The sequence below is a fragment of the Salinarimonas sp. genome (assembly GCF_040111675.1).
In the GTDB taxonomy this organism is placed as follows: Bacteria; Pseudomonadota; Alphaproteobacteria; order Rhizobiales; family Beijerinckiaceae; genus Salinarimonas.
The window spans coordinates 2068408-2081842 of record NZ_CP157794.1 but is presented as its reverse complement, the minus strand read 5'-3'; the positions used below and the strand labels follow the sequence as shown (position 1 = coordinate 2081842).

The window sequence follows — 13435 nt, the reverse complement described above, 5'->3', positions numbered from 1 at the left end:
CGGCGGGTCTCCGGATCAGGCGAGGCGGGTCTCGACGAGGCGGGCGAGCAGGCTCGCGCCGATGGGCAGGATGGCGTCGTCGAGGATGAAGGACGGGTTGTGGAGGGGCACGTCGCCGCCGTGGCCGACCCAGAGATACGCGCCGGGCACGACCTTCAGCATGTCGGCGAAGTCCTCGCTGGCGAGGCTCGGGGGGTAGCCAGCGTCGACGCCGCCCTCCCCGACGACCTCGCGCGCGACCGCGGCCGCCGCGGCGACGGCGTCCGCGTCGTTCTCCAGCACCGTGAAGATGTCGCGGATGTCGACGTCGATCGCGACGCCGTAGGCCTGGGCGAGGCCGGCGGCGAGGGCCTCGATCCGCTCGCGCAGGCGCGCCCGCGCGGCGTCGTCGAAATAGCGCAGCGTGCCGGCGAGCTTCGCCTCGTCGGGGATGACGTTGTAGGCCGCGCCGGACTCGATGCGCGTGATGGAGAGCACGGCGGGCTGGAGCGGGTCGACGTCGCGGGCGACGACGCTCTGCGCCGCCTGCGCGAAGGCGGTGGCCACGAGCACCGGATCGCGGGCGAGATGCGGCAGCGCGCCGTGGCCGCCACGGCCGCGCACGACGATGTCGAAGAAGCTCGCCCCCGCCATGCCGGCGCCGGGCGTGACGCCGACCGCGCCGAGCGGCAATTCGGGAGCGTTGTGAAGGGCGTAGATCTCGTCGCAGGGAAAGCGCTCGAACAGGCCGTCGGCGATCATGGCGCGGGCGCCGCCGAGCCCCTCCTCCGCCGGCTGGAAGATCAGGACCGCGGTCCCGGCGAAGTCGCGGGTCTGGGCGAGATGGCGCGCGGCGCCGAGCAGCATGGTCGTGTGCCCGTCGTGGCCGCAGCCGTGGAACAGGCCCGGCCGCGTCGAGCGCCAGGGCAGGTTCGTCGCCTCGTCCATGGGCAGCGCGTCCATGTCGGCGCGCAGCCCGATCCGGCGCTCCCCGGGCCGCGAGCCGCGGACGATCCCGACGATTCCGGTGCCGCCGACGCCGACGTGGGTCTCGACGCCCCAGTCCCGCAGCAGCGCCGCGACGCGGCCGGCGGTGCGGGTCTCCTGGAAGCCGATCTCGGGATGGGCGTGGAAGTCGCGCCGGATGGCGGTGAGCTCGTCGGCGAAGCCGGCGATGGCGGGAACGACGGTCACGAGGCGTCTCCTCGGGTCGGGGGAACGAAGGGCGGCCCGCCCGGCTCGAGCCGTAGGCCCGGGCGCAGGCGGGTGAAGGGCAGGTCGCGCGGGCTCACCGGCATCGGGCCGGGTGCGGCGCAAACGAGGATCTCCCGGGCGATGGGAGCGAAGTCGGCGCGGAAATGCACCGAGCTCTTCACGCAGACGACGTCCGCCGCCTCCGGATCGATGCCGACGAAGCGGAACATGGCCTGGTCGGCGGTCTGCGCCTTCTCGGAGACGACGACCACGCGCACGCCGCCGATGCGCAGGGCCGCGCTCGGGCCGAGCCGCATGCGGGTGCCGCCGTAATACGGGCCGTCGGCGGTGAAGACGCCGTCGGAGAGGCGCTCGACCACGGCCTCGGCCGCGAAGGGCGCATCGCCCGGCAGGCCGGAGCCGGGGAGCCGGAGCGCGATGCGGGCGCCCTCCCCGGCCGCGTGCGCGGCCTGCGCCGCCGCGCGGTCGACGAGGCAGCCGATGGCGGCGTTCTCGGCGCCCGCGGCGACGAGGGCGGCGAGGAGGCCCGTCGTGTCGGCGTCGCCGCCGGCGCCGGGATTGTCCTGCGTGTCGGCGATGACGACCGGGCCGCCGGACGAGCCACCCTCGGCGGCGACGATGGCGCGGGCGCGGGCGACCGCCGCGTCCGGGGCGAGCGCCTCGCCGGCGAAGGACGTCTCGGCCGCGAGGAAAGCGGCCTCCAGCGCGTCCGCCGACGCGTCCGCGCTCGCCTGGTCCGTGGCGTAGGCCAGGATGGTGGGCGCGCAGTCCGGGATGTCGGCGGCGGGAAAGCCGGTGAGGATCGACAGCGAGCGCACGGCCGCGTTCGCCTCCAGCGCCTCGAGCCCGGCATAGAGGGTGCGCGCGGGCTCGATCTCCGAGCATTGCCACGGCACCGGAACCAGGAACGGCAAGCGCCTGAACGCCCTGACGAATCGCTCGCCGGCGAGGAGCCGCGCGAGGAGCGTCGCCGCCCGCTCGCCGGTGCGGGCCATGTCGACATGGGGATAGGTGCGATAGGCGACGAGCGCGTCGGCGGTCTCGACCAGGCGCTCGCCGATATTTCCGTGGAGGTCGAGGCTCGCGACGATGGGGACGTCCGGCCCGACGAGATCGCGCACGCGGGCCGCGATCTCCCCCTCGCCGTCGTCGAGATGCTCGGTCACCATCGCGCCGTGCAGGTCGAGGAGCACGCCGTCGAGCGGGCCGGCCGCGGCGATGCGGGCGAGGAGGCGCGCGGCGATGGTCTCGTAGGCCTCCCGCGTGACGTGGGCGGAGGGGCTCGCGGCGGCCCACACGGTCGGCACGATTTCCCAGCCGGCCGCCTCCCCCGCCGCGACGGCGCCGGCCATGCCGACATTGACGCCCCGCGTCGCCGAAAGCGCCTGCGCGCCCTCCGAGAGCGGCGGCCAGCCGCCGCCGTGGCGGAAGGCGTCGAGCCCGGCCTTCGTCGCGGCGAAGGTGTTCGTCTCGTGCATGAAGCCGCCGATGGCGACGCGCGGCCTCTTCGGTGCGGCGCTCTGCGACATCGCGTCGCCCTCCGTGTCGATGGTCGCGGAAGCCTAGCGGCGCGGCCCTTGCGCGTCGACGGGCCGGGGGTCGCGCATGCGCCCATACCCCTTCCGCATGGCGCGTATTCCGTCGACGCGGCCCAGCGGACTAGCTTACGTTACGAACGCGCGACGCAGCCGACCCGAGGGGAGGACCCCGCGATGGCCGAGATCCACGAGATGACCGCAGCGGAGCTGACCGCCGCCTATGCGGCCGGCCGGCTCTCTCCGGTCGAGGTGATCTCGGCGACCATCGCGCGGCGCGATCGCTTCGAGGGCGCGATCAACGCCTTCGTCCATGTCGACGACGCCGCCGCCATGGAGGCCGCCCGCGCCTCCGAGGCGCGCTGGCACGCCCGCCAGCCGCTCGGACCCGCCGACGGCGTGCCCGCGACCATGAAGGGCAACGTCGCCGTCGCCGGCTGGCCGATGCACCGCGGCTCCGTCGCGCTCGATCCGGTGACGCCCAATCTCGACGCGCCGGCGACCCGTCGGCTGAAGGAGGCGGGCGCGATCCTCGTCGGCTGCACGTCCATGCCCGAGCTCGGCTGGAAGGGTCTGGGCGACAGCCCCGCCCACGGGATCACGCGCAATCCGTGGGATCTTTCGCGCACGTCCGGCGGCTCGTCGGCGGGCGCCGCCGCGGCGGCGGCGCTCGGGATCGGGGTGATGCATGTCGGCTCGGACGGGCTCGGCTCGGTGCGCATCCCCTGCTCGTTCTGCGGGCTCGCCGGGCTCAAGCCGACGTCGGGCCGCGTGCCGGCCTGGCCGGCCTCGGCCATGGGCGTTCTCGCGATCCTGGGGCCGATGGCGCGCCGGGTCGCCGACGTCGCGCTGCTGTTCGAGCTGATCGCGACGCCGGACCCGCAGGACACGCTCGCGACGTCGGAGCCGCCGCCGGCGGCGCGCGCGCTCCTCGACCGCTCGCTGTCGGGCCTCGGGGCCGCCTTCAGCCCGACCCTCGGCTACGCGAAGGGCCTCGACCCCGAGGTGGAGGCCGCCTGCCGCGCGGCGCTGGCGCCGCTCGCGGCGGCGGGGGTGCGGGTGGAGGAGAGCGATCTCGCCATCGAGGACGTGCTCGACACCTGCAACGTCTTCTGGCTCGCGGGCTCGGCGAGCGTCTACGGCAGGATCCCGCCGGAGCGCCGGAGCCTCTGCGACCCCGGCTTCGCCCGCTGCGGGGAGGAGGGCCTCGCCCTCCCGGCCTCGGCCTACGTCGACGCGCTCGCCACGCGCCAGGCCTTCGCCGAGCGCATGCGGCGCTTCCACGAGAGCGTCGATCTCCTGATCACCCCGACCATGCCGATCGGCGCGCCGCCTGTGGACGGCCGGCCCGCGGGAGACGCCTTCGGCGAGGACTGGACCGACTGGTCCCCCTACACCTACCCTTTCAACCTTTCCGGCCAGCCCGCCGCGACGGTGCCCGTGGGGCTCACGCGGGACGGCCTGCCGATCGGCCTCCAGATCGTCGCGAAACGCGGCGATGACGCGCTCGTCCTCGCGGCGGCCGCGGCGGTTGAAGCGGCCATGAACTTCCCGGCGCTCGACGCGCCGCGAGGGGGCGGCGATGGCGTGCGCCTTGCATGATCGTCGCCACCGGATCGACGGCTCTGCGCATGGGGAGGACATCGCGCTGGTCTTCGATCCACATGCGGATCGTCCGCACACGAAAGACCAAGAGGGGAACCGACGATGACCTTCAAGCTGACCAGGCGTGATCTTCTCGCGGGCGCTGCCGCGACTGCGGGCATGAGTGCCTTACCTTTCGGCATGGGCCGCGCCCGCGCCGCCCCGAGCGGGATTCTCAAGGTGATTCCGCACGCATCGCTGACGATCCTCGATCCCGTGGCGACCACCGGCTACATCGTCCGCAATCACGGCTACCTGATCTACGACACGCTGTTCGCGCAGGACGCGAATCTGCAGGTTCAGCCGCAGATGGCGAGCGGGGTCGAGATCTCGGACGACAAGCTCACCTACCGCATCTCGCTGCGCGACGGTCTGTCCTGGCACGACGGCAGCCCCGTCACCGCCGAGGATTGCGCGCTCTCGCTGATCCGCTGGGGCCAGGTCGACGGCATGGGCCGACGGCTGTTCTCCTACATGGAGAGCTGCACCCACGACGGCACGGACACGATCGTCCTCAAGCTGAAGAACCCCTACGGCCTCGTGCTGCAGTCGATCGGAAAGCTGTCGACGAACGTGCCGTTCATGATGCCCAAGCGCATGGCGGAGAAGCCGACCTCCGAGCGCCTCACCGCCGAGGAGCAGATGGGCTCGGGCCCGTTCCGCTTCGTGGCGAGCGAGTTCCGCCCGGGCGCCCGCGTCGTCTACGAGCGCAACCCGAACTACGTCCCGCGCGACGAGCCCGCCTCCAACGCCGCCGGCGGCAAGGTGGCGCATCTCGAAGGCGTCGAGTGGATCAACTTCCCCGACCCGAACACGCAGCTCAACGCGCTGATGACGGGCGAGGTGGACTATTGGGAGCAGGTCCCCGCCGACCTCGCGCCGATCGTCGCCGGCATGCCGGGCGTGAAGGTCGAGAACTTCAACCCGCTCGGCAACATGGGCATGGCGCGCTTCAACAGCCTCCAGGGCGCGAGCGCCAATCCCGGCGTGCGCAAGGCGATCGTGCGGGCGCTCGACCAGACGGCGCTGCTCCAGGCGGCGGTGGGCTCGCCGGACTTCTACAAGGAGTGCTACTCGGTCTTCCCCTGCGACACGACCTTCGCCAACGACGCGAGCGCGGACTTCATCCAGCAGCCGGACCTCGAGGAGGCGAAGAAGCTCCTCGCCGAATCGGGCTACGACGGCGAGCGCTTCGTGGTGCTGGCGACGACCGACATCCCGGTCCAGACCAACTACATCCAGGTCATCGTCGACACGATGCGCCGCATGGGCATCAACGTCGACGCCCAGGCCATGGACTGGGCCACCGTGCTCCAGCGCCGCGCCAGCAAGAACCCGATCGAGGACGGCGGCTGGAACATGTTCGTCACCTGGTGGGAGGGCGCGGACCTGCTCGACCCGGTGGTGCAGTTCGCCATGTCGGCCGCGGGCGACACCGCCTGGGTCGGCTGGGCCGACGACCCGATGATCGAGGGGCTGCGCACGGAATTCGCCGAGGCCGGCTCGATCGACGACCAGAAGGCCATCGCCGAGAAGATCCAGGCGCGCTTCTTCGAACAGAACTTCCACGCGGTGCTGGGCCAGTTCTTCACGCCCACCGGCTACCGGGACAACGTCTCCGGCATCCTGGAGGCGCCGCCGTTCTTCTGGAACATCCAGAAGAGCTGATCCCGCGGCTCCCCGGCATCGCGCCGGGGAGCCTCCCCTCTCCACGAGGGAGAGGGGAATGCGCGAGCTCCCGGCTCAACGTAGCGAAGGACCACCATGCCCCTCCTCGTCGTCCAGCGTCTTCTCTCGACGGTCCCCGTCCTCCTCGTGGTGGCGGTGATCGTCTTCCTGATGCTGCGCGTGTCCGGCGACCCGGCGGCGATCATCGCCGGCGACACCGCCACCAGCGAGCAGATCGAGGCCGTGCGCAAGGCCTTCGGGTTCGACCGGCCGATCTGGGAGCAGTTCGTCACCTGGATGGGCCAGGTGCTCCAGGGCGACCTCGGGGAATCGCTGTTCACGGGGCTTCCCGTCACCACGCTGATCGCCCAGCGCATCGAGCCGACGCTGATGCTGGCGCTGACCACGATCGTGTTCTCCGTCGTCGTGGCCGTGCCGCTCGGCGTGCTCGCCGCCTGGCGCTCGGGCACCTGGATCGACCGGGCGGTGATGGTGTTCGCCGTGCTCGGCTTCTCCGTGCCGGTCTTCGTCTTGGGCTACGGCTTCATGTACGCCTTCGCCATCGAGCTGCGCTGGCTGCCGGTGCAGGGCTACACCAGCCCGTTCGAGGACCCGGCCGCCTTCGCGCAGGCGATCATCCTGCCGACGTTGACGCTCTCGTGCATCTACATCGCGCTGATCGCCCGCATCACCCGCGCGAGCGTGCTGGAGACCCTGAACGAGGACTACATCCGCACCGCCCGCGCCAAGGGGCAGATCGAGCGCATGGTGCTCTTCCGCCATGCTCTGCGCAACGCCGCGGTGCCCATCGTCACCGTGATCGGCCTCGGCGTCGCGCTCCTCATCGGCGGCGTGGTGGTGACGGAGAGCGTGTTCAACATCCCCGGCCTCGGCCGGCTCGTCGTCGACGCCATCACCCGGCGCGACTACCCCATCATTCAGGGGCTGATCCTGTTCTTCGCGTTGATCTACGTGGTGCTGAACCTGATCATCGACCTCACCTACACCCTGCTCGACCCGAGGATCCGCTATTGACCGTCGTCGCCGAAAAGACCGTCGAGAAGGCCCTCCCGCCGGACGACGAGCCGACGCCGGCTCACGCCGCCCCCGAATCCGGCTGGCGCGGCGCGATCGTGCGCTATCCGCTCGCGGCGCTCGCCGCCCTGGTGCTCGCCGTGATCGCGCTCGGCGCGATCTTCGCGCCGCTCGTGGGCACCACCGACCCGACGGCGCTCGACCCGGCGAGCCGGTTGCAGGGCCCCTCCCCCGCCTATTGGCTCGGCACCGACCATCTCGGCCGCGACATCTGGAGCCGCCTCGTCTACGGCGCGCGCGTCTCGGTCGTGGTGGGCCTCGCCGTCGCGGTGCTGGCGGTGGTGATCGGGCTCGTCATCGGGCTGTTCACCGGCTTCATCCGCTGGCTCGACCCGCTCGTGATGCGCGTCATGGACGGGCTGATGGCGATCCCCGGCATCCTGCTCGCCATCGCGCTGGTCTCGGTCTCGGGCGCGAGCATCGTCACCGTCATCGCCGCGATCGTGGTGCCCGAGGTGCCACGGGTCGTGCGCCTCGTGCGCTCGGTCGTGCTCTCGGTGCGCGAGGAGCCCTATGTCGAGGCGGCCGTGTCGGTCGGCACGCCGCTGCCGAAGCTCCTGTGGCGCCACGTGCTTCCCAATTGCGTGCCGCCGCTCATCGTGCAGGCGACCTACGTCGCGGCCTCCGCCATGCTCACCGAGGCGATCCTGTCGTTCCTCGGCGCCGGCACGCCGCCGATCGTGCCCTCCTGGGGCAACATGGTGGCGGAGGCGCGCCTCCTCTTCCAGATCGCGCCCTGGAACCTGCTCTATCCGGGCATCGCGCTCGCGATCACCATCCTCGCGGTGAATATCCTGGGCGATGCTTTGCGCGACCGGCTCGACCCCAAGCTCGCCAAGCGCGTCGGCCAGCGCTGAGGAGGAGGACGGCATGACCACCCATCAGGGCACGACCACGCACGAAGACTCGCGCCCGGTCCTCTCCATCCGCGACCTCGCGGTGGCGCTCCCCGCCGGCGCCGACCGGCGCTACGCCGTCGAGGGCGTGAGCTTCGACGTCGGCCCGGGCGAGATCGTCTGCGTCGTGGGCGAATCGGGCTCCGGCAAGTCGGTCACCGCCTTCTCGGTGATGGGCCTCCTGCCCAAGGGCGAGCTCGCGGCCGAGCGCGGTGAGATCCTGCTCGAGGGCGAGAACGTCCTGGAGGCCAGCCCCGAGCGGCTGCGCGACCTGCGCGGCACGCGCATGGCGATGATCTTCCAGGAGCCGGCGACCGCGCTGAACCCGGTGATGACCATCGGCGACCAGATCGACGAGGTGCTCCAGATCCACACCGGTCTCTCGCCGGCGGAGCGGCGGGAGAAGGTGATCGCCATCATGGAGGCCATGCACCTGCCCGATCCGCAGGCGCTCTACGACCGCTATCCGCACCAGCTCTCCGGCGGCCAGCGCCAGCGCGTGATGATCGCCGCCGCGATGGTGCTCGACCCCGTCATCCTCATCGCCGACGAGCCGACCACCGCGCTCGACGTGACGACCCAGGCGCAGATCCTCCAGCTGATCAAGGAGATGCAGGAGCGCCGGCGCACGGGCGTGCTCTTCATCACCCACGATTTCGGCGTGGTCGCGGAGATCGCCGACAAGGTGGTGGTGATGCGCCACGGCAAGGTGGTGGAGCAGGGGCCGGCGCGGGAGATCTTCCGCAATCCGAAGGTCGACTACACCAAGATGCTGATCGCCTCCGTGCCGAGCCTCGAGCCGCCGGCGCGCAAGGCGGCCTCCGGCGAGGTGGCGGTGCGCACGCGCGATCTCGTCAAGGGCTACGGCGGCAAGAGCTGGCTCGGCCGCGCGACGCAGCCCTCCGTTCTCGCGGCCAAGGACGTGAACCTCGTCGTGCGCCGGGGCGAGACGCTCGGCGTCGTGGGCGAATCGGGCTCGGGCAAGTCCACGGTGGCGCGCTGCATCGTGCGCTTGGTCGACCCGACCAGCGGGGCGATCGAGATCGCCGGCGTCGACATCGCCGGCCTCTCGACGCGCGCGCTGACCCCCTATCGCCGGCGCGTGCAGATGGTGTTCCAGGACCCCTATCGCTCGCTCAACCCGCGCCGCAGCGTCGGCGCCTCGGTGATGGAGGGGCCGATGAATTTCGGCCTGCCGCGCGAGGAGGCGCTCGCCCGCGCCCGGCGGCTGATGAGCCTGGTAGGCCTCTCGCCGGACGCGCTCGACCGCTATCCGCACCAGTTCTCCGGGGGCCAGCGCCAGCGCATCGCCATCGCCCGCGCGCTCGCCATGGAGCCGGACGTGCTGATCGCCGACGAGGCGGTCTCGGCCCTCGACGTCTCGGTGCAGAAGCAGGTGCTGGAGCTCCTCGACCAGGTGAAGCGGGAGTTCGATCTCGCGCTGCTCTTCATCACCCACGATCTGCGCGTCGCCGCCCAGATCTGCGACCGCATCGCGGTGATGCGCCGTGGCGAGGTGGTGGAGGAGGGCCCGACCCGGGAGCTGTTCCTCGACCCGAAGCACGAATACACCCGCGCGCTGCTCGCCGCCGCGCCGGGCCGGCATCTGGGGGACCCGCAGGCGGCGGAGTAGGGGCTCGGGCGCGATCGTCGACGGCGGCGCTGCGTGAAGGTCAGCTCCCGATGAAGCCCGGCGAAGCGGCGTTCGGCATGTCGTCTGCCACGTCCTCCTGTAGAGCCAGCTCAGGCGACGCAGCGAGGTCACGCACCAGGGCCACCATGCGGTGAATGGCGGCGGGATTGACCGTCGTCTGCAGGTCGCCATGAGCGACGGCGTTCCGCGAGGCGGCCATCTCACGAAGGAATGCCGCGTCGCCAGGCAATACGATGCCTTCGGCCGCGAGATGCTCGACGATCCGGGCGGGCGATTGCGGTCGGGCGAACGTCTCGGGCCTGCGCCTGCGCACGAGGGCTTCGAGAGCAGACCAGGCGAGCATGACCGCCGCGGCCGGCGCCACACCTGCGATCTGCGAGACGCTTTGCAGCACGGCGTGAATTTCGTCGTCGGCGACACTGGGCATGGTCGAGGCCGGCGACGTGCGGTCGAGCACCACATGCAGCTTCCAGCCCGGTGCGGCTTCGAGAGCTTCCCTCAGCGCCGCCATGCGCGACGCGCTTTCCGAGCGCTCGCTCACGATTTCGATCACGAGCTTCGGGTCGCGACCGACGGCGATCGCGTCTGGGCGCCGGGCGCGTAGCGCCGCGGGCAGCAGCGAATTGTCGGGCCCGACGATCACGTCGTAGCCCTCCGCCGAGAGCCGCCGGCCCGCGGCGGCCAGCAGCTCGGCTTGCGTGCGCGAGCCAATCGTCACCGGTTCAGCTCCTCGTTCAGATCGGTCGATATCCGTATGTAGAGTGCGGGCTTGGGGCCGGCCATGCAAGCTGCGAGCGTTTCGCTCGGATCGGTGAACGCGAAATCACGATCGCGCTCGAATTTCTGGATGACGATGCGCTCGACCTGATCGTCGTCGAGATAGACGTGCCTCCGCAGAGCGTCGAGCGTGAGCTTGATGATGTTGTCGATGTCGCCCACCATGCGGTCTTCAGGAAAATAGTACATCGTCACCGCAAGAGGTTGGTCGGTGGCGAAATGCCCTTCCGGGAGCTTCCGGGCGCTCGCGGCACGCACCTGCTCCCGCCACGCCTGCCGCGCAGCGGAGTTTGCGCGTTGAAAGGAAACGGGGGTTCCGAGCACGATGAACTCGAATGGAAACTCGGGCTCCACCCCTGCTGTCCTGTGCTTCTTCAGTCGGCGGTTTATCCTATGTTGCACCTCAAGCCCGATGTCAACCTGAACCGGGCTTCGCGCCTGTGACGCCGTCTCAGTCGGTCGCCGCCGGCCCATACCCGAACGGAAACACCGGCTGCGCCGCGGTCTCGATCCACAGGCTCTTCGCCTGGGTGTACTCGGCCAGGACCTCGGCGCCCGACGAGCGGCCGAAGCCGGAGCCGCGCATGCCGCCGAAGGGGGCCTGGACGGAGAGCGTGCGGTAGCCGTTCACCCAGACCGAGCCCGCCCGCAGGCGCCGCGCGACCCGCAGGGCCTTCGCGCCGTCGCGGGACCAGACGGCGCCGGCGAGGTCGAACTCCGTTCCGTTGGCGAGGGCGAGCGCCTCCTCCTCGCCCTCGAAGGGGATCACGGCGAGGACGGGGCCGAAGATCTCCTCGCGGGCGATCGCCGTGTCGGGCGCGACGTCGGCGAAGATCGTCGGCGCGACGAAGAAGCCCGGCCCCTCGCCGAGCGCGGCGGGCCGCCCTCCCCCGAGGACGAGCCGCGCGCCGGCCTCCCGCGCGGCCGCGATGGCGGCGCGCACGCTGGCGTGCTGGCGGGCGTTCTGGAGCGGGCCGATCTCGGTCTGCGGGTCGAGCGGATCGCCGACGCGCAGCTTCGCGGCGCCCTCGGCGAGCCAGCCGAGAACGCGCTCGTAGACGGGGCGCTCGACGAGGAGCCGCGAGCCGGCCGTGCAGCTCTGCCCGGCGGCGGCGAAGATCGCGCCCTGGGCGCAGGTGGCGGCGCCGGCGAGATCGGCGTCTGCGAAGACGACCATGGCCGACTTGCCGCCGAGCTCGAGCAGCGACGGCCGTCCCGCGCCGGCGGCCAGCGCCGCGACCCTGCGGCCGCTCGCGACCGAGCCGACGAAGACCGCCTTGCCGCAGCGCGGATCGGCGACGAGCGCCGCGCCGGCCGTGCGCCCGAAGCCGGCGATCACCGCGATCGCGCCGGCCGGCACGCCGGCCTCGATCAGGAGGCGGCCGAGCATGAGCGAGGTGACGGGCGTCCATTCGGACGGCTTCAGGATCGCCGCGTTGCCCGCCGCCAGCGCCGGGGCGAGCTGCCAGCCGGCGGTGAAGAGCGGCGCGTTCCAGGGCGTGATCTGCACGATGGTGCCCAGCGGCTCGGGCGTCACCAGCGTGAGGTGCCCCGACGCGACCGGGACGACCCGGCCCTCGATCTTGTCGGCGAAGCCCGCATAGTAGCGGAACATCTCGGCGACGCGCCCGGCTTCCGCCCGCGCGTCGCGGATCGGCTTGCCGGCGACCAGCGCCTCGACCTCGGCCAGCGGCTGCGCGTCCCGCACGACGAGGTCGGCGGCGCGGGCGAGGATCGCGCCGCGGGCGGAGGGCGCGAGCGCCCGCCAGGCGGCGCCGCCGCGCTCGGCGCTCGCATGGGCGCGCTCGCCGATGCCGGCGCCGGCATCGGCGTAGACGGCGAGGGTCTCCTCGGTCGCGGGATCGATCAGCGCGATCGGCTCGCCCTCCCCCGGCACGATCGCGCCCTCGATCAGGCTGCCGATCGCCTCGGGCCAGTGCTTATGCAGGATGTCCGCGCGCATCACGATTCTCCCCGTCCGAGATCGACCAGACGGTTGAAATCCGCCCCCGCGCCGAAGCGCCCCTCGCCCTCGGCGACCAGCGTCGCCACGGCCTCGGCGAGCGGCCCGAGCGCCGCGACCTCGCCGGCGAGCCCGCGGGCGAGGCGCACGTCCTTCGCCATCAGGCCCATGGAGAAGCCGCTGTCGTAGGCGCCGGAGAGCACCCAGGCGGGCAGGTTGGTCTCGGTGGCGGCCGAGCGGCCGGAGCCGGCGGCGAGCACCGCGGCGAGCGCCTGCGGGTCGATCCCCGCAGCCTCGCCGAGCCTGAGCGCCTCGCCGGCGATCAGGAGATGGGCGGCGCAGAGCAGGTTGTTGACGAGCTTGGCGACGTTCCCCGCGCCCGGGCCGCCGCAGCGCACGACCTGGCGCGTCAGCGGCGCGAGCAGCGCCTCGGCGCGGTCGAGATCGGCGTCCGCCCCGCCGAGCATGGCGAGGAGCCGGCCCTCGGCCGCGCCCTTCGCACCGCCGGAGACCGGCGCGTCGACGAAGCCGACCCCGCGCTCGGCGGCCTGCGCCTGCAGGCGACGGGTGGAGAGCGGATCCGCGGTCGAGGTGTCGACGACGAGGAGCCCCGGGCGCGCCTTGGCGAGGACGTCCCCCGTCACCGTTTCCACCGCGGGCGAATCCGGCAGCGACAGGAGAAGCGCCTCCGCGCCGTCGAGAACGTCGTCGAGGCTCCGCGCCGGCGCGACACCCGATGCGGACCGCGTCCCGTCGCGGTCGTAGCCGCTCACCGCGTGGCCCGCCGCCGCCAGCCGCTCGGCCATCGGCCGCCCCATCGCGCCCAGCCCCACACATCCGATGCGCATGCGGATCGCTCCCCTGCCGGTCTCGCCGTACGCGTAGCCTAGCAGAGCCCGTGCCCGGCGCGCGTCCGCGCCCTCGAACGCCGTATCGGCGCCTGCACACGAGGGCTAGGAGGCTGTCCGAGTAATTTTCTGGACGTGGGAATCCGGTCGTGATTCTCTTG

The 13435-nt window shown here is 72.1% G+C and carries 11 protein-coding genes; 5 read left to right on the top strand and 6 right to left on the bottom strand.

Annotated elements, in window-relative coordinates; translation table 11 throughout:
* Window positions 1-15: 15 nt before the first annotated feature.
* Together ABL310_RS09685 and ABL310_RS09680 are read right to left on the bottom strand one after the other, a co-directional pair.
* On the bottom strand, window positions 16-1173 hold the full coding sequence (locus ABL310_RS09685; RefSeq protein WP_349371468.1) for a M20 aminoacylase family protein: 1158 nt from the start codon (window positions 1171-1173) through the stop codon (window positions 16-18).
* The gene (locus ABL310_RS09680; RefSeq protein ID WP_349371467.1) at window positions 1170-2723 is read right to left on the bottom strand and encodes a M81 family metallopeptidase; all 1554 of its coding nucleotides are present in this window, start codon (window positions 2721-2723) and stop codon (window positions 1170-1172) included. Before ABL310_RS09680 ends, ABL310_RS09685 begins: the two co-directional genes overlap by 4 nt.
* Window positions 2724-2906: 183 nt before the next feature.
* On the opposite strand from ABL310_RS09680, the gene ABL310_RS09675 reads away from it, so the two are divergent.
* The 5 genes from ABL310_RS09675 to ABL310_RS09655 all read left to right on the top strand — a co-directional run bounded on the left by ABL310_RS09675 (window position 2907) and on the right by ABL310_RS09655 (window position 9665).
* Window positions 2907-4331 (top strand): amidase, encoded by a 1425-nt coding sequence (locus ABL310_RS09675; RefSeq protein ID WP_349371466.1) that lies wholly within the window; start codon window positions 2907-2909, stop codon window positions 4329-4331.
* A gap of 162 nt (window positions 4332-4493) precedes the next feature.
* The gene (locus ABL310_RS09670) at window positions 4494-6041 is read left to right on the top strand and encodes an ABC transporter substrate-binding protein (RefSeq protein WP_349371465.1); all 1548 of its coding nucleotides are present in this window, start codon (window positions 4494-4496) and stop codon (window positions 6039-6041) included.
* Window positions 6042-6137: 96 nt separating this feature from the next.
* Window positions 6138-7076: an ABC transporter permease gene (locus ABL310_RS09665; RefSeq protein WP_349371464.1), complete on the top strand. Its 939-nt coding sequence runs from the start codon at window positions 6138-6140 to the stop codon at window positions 7074-7076.
* Window positions 7073-7993, top strand: a complete 921-nt coding sequence (locus tag ABL310_RS09660; protein WP_349371463.1) for an ABC transporter permease — start codon at window positions 7073-7075, stop codon at window positions 7991-7993. Before ABL310_RS09665 ends, ABL310_RS09660 begins: the two co-directional genes overlap by 4 nt.
* 13 nt (window positions 7994-8006) lie before the next feature.
* Window positions 8007-9665, top strand: a complete 1659-nt coding sequence (locus tag ABL310_RS09655) for an ABC transporter ATP-binding protein (RefSeq protein ID WP_349371462.1) — start codon at window positions 8007-8009, stop codon at window positions 9663-9665.
* A 40-nt stretch (window positions 9666-9705) separates the two neighbouring features.
* Here ABL310_RS09655 and ABL310_RS09650 read toward each other — a convergent pair whose 3' ends face one another.
* The 4 genes from ABL310_RS09650 to ABL310_RS09635 all read right to left on the bottom strand — a co-directional run bounded on the left by ABL310_RS09650 (window position 9706) and on the right by ABL310_RS09635 (window position 13274).
* On the bottom strand, window positions 9706-10404 hold the full coding sequence (locus tag ABL310_RS09650) for a hypothetical protein (RefSeq protein ID WP_349371461.1): 699 nt from the start codon (window positions 10402-10404) through the stop codon (window positions 9706-9708).
* Complete coding sequence (locus ABL310_RS09645) at window positions 10401-10817, bottom strand: RusA family crossover junction endodeoxyribonuclease (protein ID WP_349371460.1); 417 nt, start codon at window positions 10815-10817, stop codon at window positions 10401-10403. Before ABL310_RS09645 ends, ABL310_RS09650 begins: the two co-directional genes overlap by 4 nt.
* Before the next feature lie 97 nt (window positions 10818-10914).
* Window positions 10915-12426: an aldehyde dehydrogenase family protein gene (locus ABL310_RS09640; protein WP_349371459.1), complete on the bottom strand. Its 1512-nt coding sequence runs from the start codon at window positions 12424-12426 to the stop codon at window positions 10915-10917.
* Window positions 12426-13274, bottom strand: coding sequence for an NAD(P)-dependent oxidoreductase (locus ABL310_RS09635; RefSeq protein WP_349371458.1), 849 nt, complete (start codon window positions 13272-13274; stop codon window positions 12426-12428). The genes ABL310_RS09640 and ABL310_RS09635 overlap by 1 nt, the downstream gene beginning before the upstream one ends.
* Between the last annotated feature and the right edge of the window lie 161 nt (window positions 13275-13435).

Coding starts and splice junctions, on each gene's coding strand:
- ABL310_RS09635 (WP_349371458.1), bottom strand. CDS start 13,274: ATGCGCATCGGATGTGTGGGGCTGGGCGCGATGGGGCGGCCGATGGCC.
- ABL310_RS09655 (WP_349371462.1), top strand. CDS start 8,007: ATGACCACCCATCAGGGCACGACCACGCACGAAGACTCGCGCCCGGTC.
- ABL310_RS09670 (WP_349371465.1), top strand. CDS start 4,494: ATGAGTGCCTTACCTTTCGGCATGGGCCGCGCCCGCGCCGCCCCGAGC.
- ABL310_RS09675 (WP_349371466.1), top strand. CDS start 2,907: ATGGCCGAGATCCACGAGATGACCGCAGCGGAGCTGACCGCCGCCTAT.
- ABL310_RS09640 (WP_349371459.1), bottom strand. CDS start 12,426: ATGCGCGCGGACATCCTGCATAAGCACTGGCCCGAGGCGATCGGCAGC.
- ABL310_RS09665 (WP_349371464.1), top strand. CDS start 6,138: ATGCCCCTCCTCGTCGTCCAGCGTCTTCTCTCGACGGTCCCCGTCCTC.
- ABL310_RS09680 (WP_349371467.1), bottom strand. CDS start 2,723: ATGTCGCAGAGCGCCGCACCGAAGAGGCCGCGCGTCGCCATCGGCGGC.